This window comes from Verrucomicrobiota bacterium (assembly GCA_027622555.1).
Taxonomy (GTDB): domain Bacteria; phylum Verrucomicrobiota; class Verrucomicrobiia; order Opitutales; family UBA2995; genus UBA2995.
Window position 1 is genome coordinate 1 of the sequence record JAQBYJ010000220.1, and the last position, 4,244, is coordinate 4,244.

Genomic DNA, 4,244 nt, shown 5'->3' on the forward strand with positions numbered 1-4,244 from the left:
CGAGGGCAAGTTTATTTATCAATCCCTGTAACCATACGCATTATACGCTCTAAATAATTATACCGTGACCATTTGAAGTTGCATGAAAACTAGTCCCTGAGCTTTAAACGGACTTTTCCCGCCATTCGAATTACGGAAGCGTCGGGTGTCATCTCGCTTATCCCTGAAAAATCGAACCATCTGAGGGCGTTCGATTCACCACTCATTGCTATGGGTTGCTGACTGTTGGCGTAGATGAGGAAACGGACATCATAATGATAATGGGCAGGAACGGTCTTCCACTGGGGGATCTTATGAATATCCAAGTCAAAAATCTCCTCCGAAAATATTCTAAAATCCTTAAGACCTGTTTCTTCTCGAACTTCTTTTTTCGCTACGCGCACGACGTTAGGATCTCCATCACAGTGACCTCCTGGCTGTAGCCAGAGGCCCAGCTTTTTGTGGTGAATCAACAGGACTTGTTTTTGTTTAGGATCCACGATCCAAGCAGAAGCCGTTACATGACCCTCCTCCTGTGATCGTTCAAAACAATTGGCATGTGTGTTCACGAATTCCGTAAACGCCTTCGCAACCTCATTTGAGGGTGAGCAATCGCGATATTGCCGAAGTAATTCTTTAAGCGGGTTTCGATGCATAACTTGTTTAGTGGACTAACGGCTTCAGATTCTGCCAACTTTTTTCGTTGTTAAACCGGGGTGGTCAGGCATAAGGAAAAGGAAAACCCTCGATCATCGTTTACTACCCTACATTTCATGACCAATCAGACTGACTCCTCTGGTGATTCAGGCCACGCCACTTATTGGCGGGCCAACATCAAAATACTACTGTATCTTATCTCCATTTGGTTTATTGTTTCATTTGGCTTGGGGATCATCGCCGTTGATTGGTTGGACCAGTTTAAGATTATGGGGTTTCCGCTTGGGTTTTGGATCGCTCAACAGGGCTCGATCATCGTTTTTCTGCTTATTATTTTGTTCTACGCTTGGAAAATGAACCGCGTAGACAAATCCTTCGGAGTCGAAGAGGAAGATGTCGAACAAGTAGAATTCGAAATTTAAGAAACATAGTTAACCACTGGTCATGACATTATCTTTTTGGACATTCCTTTTTATTTTTCTCAGCTTTGGTCTCTACGTTGGAATAGCCATTTGGACTCGGGTAGCTTCCACCAAAGGATTTTATGTGGCGGGAGGGTCCGTGCATCCCATTCTCAATGGTGCTGCAACTGCGGCTGACTGGATGTCCGCTGCTTCCTTTATTTCCATGGCGGGATTGATTTCTACCATGGGAAGGGATGGGTCGATTTATTTGATGGGCTGGACAGGTGGCTATGTGCTACTTGCCTTATTATTGGCTCCCTATTTGCGGAAGTTTGGACAGTTTACTGTCCCTGATTTTGTCGGTGAGCGTTACTACTCAAAGGTAGCCAGGTCTGTGGCGTTGATATGTGCCGTATTTGTTTCGTTCACCTATATCGCAGGTCAAATGCGCGGTGTTGGCATTGTCTTCGCACGGGTGTTCGAATGGGATATTTTTTATGGAGTATTTGCCGGAATGCTAATCGTATTCACGTACGCAGTTCTCGGCGGGATGAAGGGAATAACCTACACTCAGGTCGCACAATACTGTGTATTGATTTTTGCTTATTTGGTGCCTGCAATCTTTATAGGAATTGCCATGACCGGGCATGTGATTCCTCAAATTGGATTTGGTGCGGAGGTTGCAGGGGAGCCGGGTGTATTTTTATTGGATAAGTTGGATGGGCTAAGTACCGATCTCGGCTTTGCTACCTATACCGATGGGTCAAGAAGTACCATTGACGTATTCTTTTTTACTGCAGCACTTATGCTGGGAACAGCCGGTCTTCCTCATGTGATTATTCGTTTCTTTACCGTCCCGAAAGTGGCCGATGCACGTGTATCCGCGTTTTGGGCACTCTTGTTTATTTCAATATTATATCTCACTGCGCCTGCGATTGCGGCGTTCGCACGAACCAACATTTTACAGACCGTCACGAATGCTACTTATTCCGAAGTTCCAGGCTGGTTCAAAACGTGGGAAAATACCGGACTTATTTCATTTGAAGATAAAAATGGGGATGGAGTGATCCAGTATTACAACGACAAAAATGAATCCTTTAATGCCGTGGCAATGACTCGAGGCTGGCAGGGAAATGAACTAACAGTTGATAAGGATATCATTGTTCTTGCGAATCCAGAGATCGCAAATTTGCCGAACTGGGTGATTGCTCTGGTGGCAGCTGGTGGTCTCGCTGCTGCGCTTTCTACGGCCGCAGGTTTGTTGTTAGTTATATCATCTTCAATTTCTCATGATTTGATGAAGAAGATGTTGGCTCCCGGAATGTCTGAGAAGCAGGAACTCACTGTAGCGCGAGTAGCCGCCGCAGTCGCAATAGTCATAGCCGGCTATTTTGGCGTGAACCCGCCCGGATTTGTAGGGGAAGTAGTTGCATTTGCATTTGGTCTCGCGGCTTCTTCGTTTTTCCCCGTTTTGCTGTTAGGAATTTTTTCAAAACGAATGAACAAAGAGGGTGCTATTGCTGGAATGATCGTAGGCATCGTGTTCACCGCATCGTATATTATCTACTTTAAATTTGTTAATCCCACTTCGAATACGCCGGACAATTGGTGGTTTGGCATCTCGCCAGAAGGAATTGGAACTCTCGGAATGATTCTCAATTTTGCGGTTTCCGTTGTGGTGTGCCGCTTCTTTCCTGGCCCACCCGAAAAAGTGTTAAACATGATCGACGAGATCCGGATCCCCAAAGCGGAGTAGGGGAGCAAAAAGAAGGCCGCCCTTGCGGACGGCCCCTTGCTGTGTGTGTTTCTTCGGTGTGCCTACAAATTCTTTGTAGTATCAAAAAATGGACTTCAAGGCGACTTTCTTGAGATCATCCAATCACCGGTTTCATTCAAGTCGTAACTTAAACGATCGTGCAGACGATTGGCTCTTCCCTGCCAGAACTCCACCTTGTGTGGGACAACCCGAAATCCTCCCCAGAAACCAGGAAGGGGAATTTCGCCGTTGCCGAATTTATCTTTGATTTTTTGCAATTTACCTTCCAGGATCGAACGCGAAGATATCGCACCACTTTGCTGGGATACCCAAGCGCCAAGCTGGCTCCCTCGTGGTCTCGATAAAAAGTACTTCAGCGAGAGGGCTGTGGAAACCTTTTCAGCTCTACCGTGAATGATCAGCTGACGTTCCAGTGCGAGCCAGGGAAAGAGTAAGGCTACTTGCGGGTTCTCTTTTATCTGTCGAGCTTTGGTGCTTTCGTAGTTTGTATAAAATACAAAACCGCTTTCATCGTACTCCTTGAGAAGCACCGTTCGAATGGATGGCTGACCTTCCGGCGACACTGTGCTGAGGCTCATGGCATTGGGTTCCACCAGTTTTGCATCAAACGCTTGCTGAAACCAAATCTCGAATTGTTTGAAAGGATTTCCGAGCATTTCATCGCGTGTGATTCCCTTCTGGCTGTATTCTTTTCTCAGATTGCTAATATCAAGGTTGTGCACGAGTAAGTTCTAAAATGAGTTGTTTGTGTTTAGGATATGTTGAAAGAAGTTGTTCTCGATTTCCCAGCTCAAAATCTTCCCAAACGAATCCTGGCGCCATGGTAGTTCCCAATAGAGCCCATTCACCTCCTTCGATAAGACGCGAGCCATGCCAACTGTTTTTCAGGACTGGGTATTGGAGCAGTTGTCCGGCGGCCAGATCCCGGCCCATTGGGGTTCGTTTCAAATCAAATGTTGGCGATAGCTCGAATAACTCAATGGGGTCTCCGAGGTAAAAATGATAAACTTCATCTTCAATGAGCCTGTGCAAAGCGGAGAATGAATCCTGGGTCAGTAGAAAATAAATGCCCGTCCCTAGGGGTTGCTCATATCCTTTCCCCAGATCGATTGATTGAGTTGATTGGTAGCTGCGTTTAAAGTACCCGCCTTCCAGCGGAAGCGGTTCGAGATCCAGGTATTTGATCAACTCAGTACATGAGGAGGGCATTCGGATAATCCTGATGCCCTCAAAAATTGGGTCAAACTTTGGTTTAAGCTACTTTCTTAAATTTGCGTGCTGCGATAAGAAGAACAAGTGCTCCGGCCCCGATTAGGCCGTAGGTGCTGGGTTCAGGAACCTTTGTTAATGTAAAGCCGACTTTGAGCCTGCCCCGAAAAATGGGAGACATGTTGTGCTAAACAATGCATAAAATGAGAACAATGAGG

Annotated in this window: 5 protein-coding genes; 2 read left to right on the plus strand and 3 right to left on the minus strand. The window is 46.0% G+C overall.

Going from position 1 to position 4,244, the window contains the following annotated elements; genetic code table 11:
- Positions 1 to 89: 89 nt before the first annotated feature.
- Positions 90 to 635 (minus strand): NUDIX hydrolase, encoded by a 546-nt coding sequence (locus O3C43_24880; protein MDA1069725.1) that lies wholly within the window; start codon positions 633 to 635, stop codon positions 90 to 92.
- 117 nt (positions 636 to 752) lie between these two features.
- On the opposite strand from O3C43_24880, the gene O3C43_24885 reads away from it, so the two are divergent.
- The gene (locus O3C43_24885) at positions 753 to 1,058 is read left to right on the plus strand and encodes a DUF4212 domain-containing protein (GenBank protein MDA1069726.1); all 306 of its coding nucleotides are present in this window, start codon (positions 753 to 755) and stop codon (positions 1,056 to 1,058) included.
- 22 nt (positions 1,059 to 1,080) lie between these two features.
- Positions 1,081 to 2,796, plus strand: a complete 1,716-nt coding sequence (locus tag O3C43_24890; GenBank protein ID MDA1069727.1) for a cation acetate symporter — start codon at positions 1,081 to 1,083, stop codon at positions 2,794 to 2,796.
- Between the two features lie 95 nt (positions 2,797 to 2,891).
- Here O3C43_24890 and pdxH read toward each other — a convergent pair whose 3' ends face one another.
- Both pdxH and O3C43_24900 read right to left on the minus strand, forming a co-directional pair.
- Positions 2,892 to 3,539 (minus strand): pyridoxamine 5'-phosphate oxidase, encoded by a 648-nt coding sequence (gene pdxH / locus O3C43_24895; GenBank protein ID MDA1069728.1) that lies wholly within the window; start codon positions 3,537 to 3,539, stop codon positions 2,892 to 2,894.
- Positions 3,526 to 4,026 (minus strand): cupin domain-containing protein, encoded by a 501-nt coding sequence (locus O3C43_24900; protein MDA1069729.1) that lies wholly within the window; start codon positions 4,024 to 4,026, stop codon positions 3,526 to 3,528. The genes pdxH and O3C43_24900 overlap by 14 nt, the downstream gene beginning before the upstream one ends.
- Between the last annotated feature and the right edge of the window lie 218 nt (positions 4,027 to 4,244).

Excerpts from the sequence above, each read along its gene's own strand:
- O3C43_24900 (MDA1069729.1), bottom strand. The coding sequence starts at position 4,026 with ATGCCCTCCTCATGTACTGAGTTGATCAAATACCTGGATCTCGAACCG.
- O3C43_24885 (MDA1069726.1), top strand. The coding sequence starts at position 753 with ATGACCAATCAGACTGACTCCTCTGGTGATTCAGGCCACGCCACTTAT.
- O3C43_24890 (MDA1069727.1), top strand. The coding sequence starts at position 1,081 with ATGACATTATCTTTTTGGACATTCCTTTTTATTTTTCTCAGCTTTGGT.
- O3C43_24880 (MDA1069725.1), bottom strand. The coding sequence starts at position 635 with ATGCATCGAAACCCGCTTAAAGAATTACTTCGGCAATATCGCGATTGC.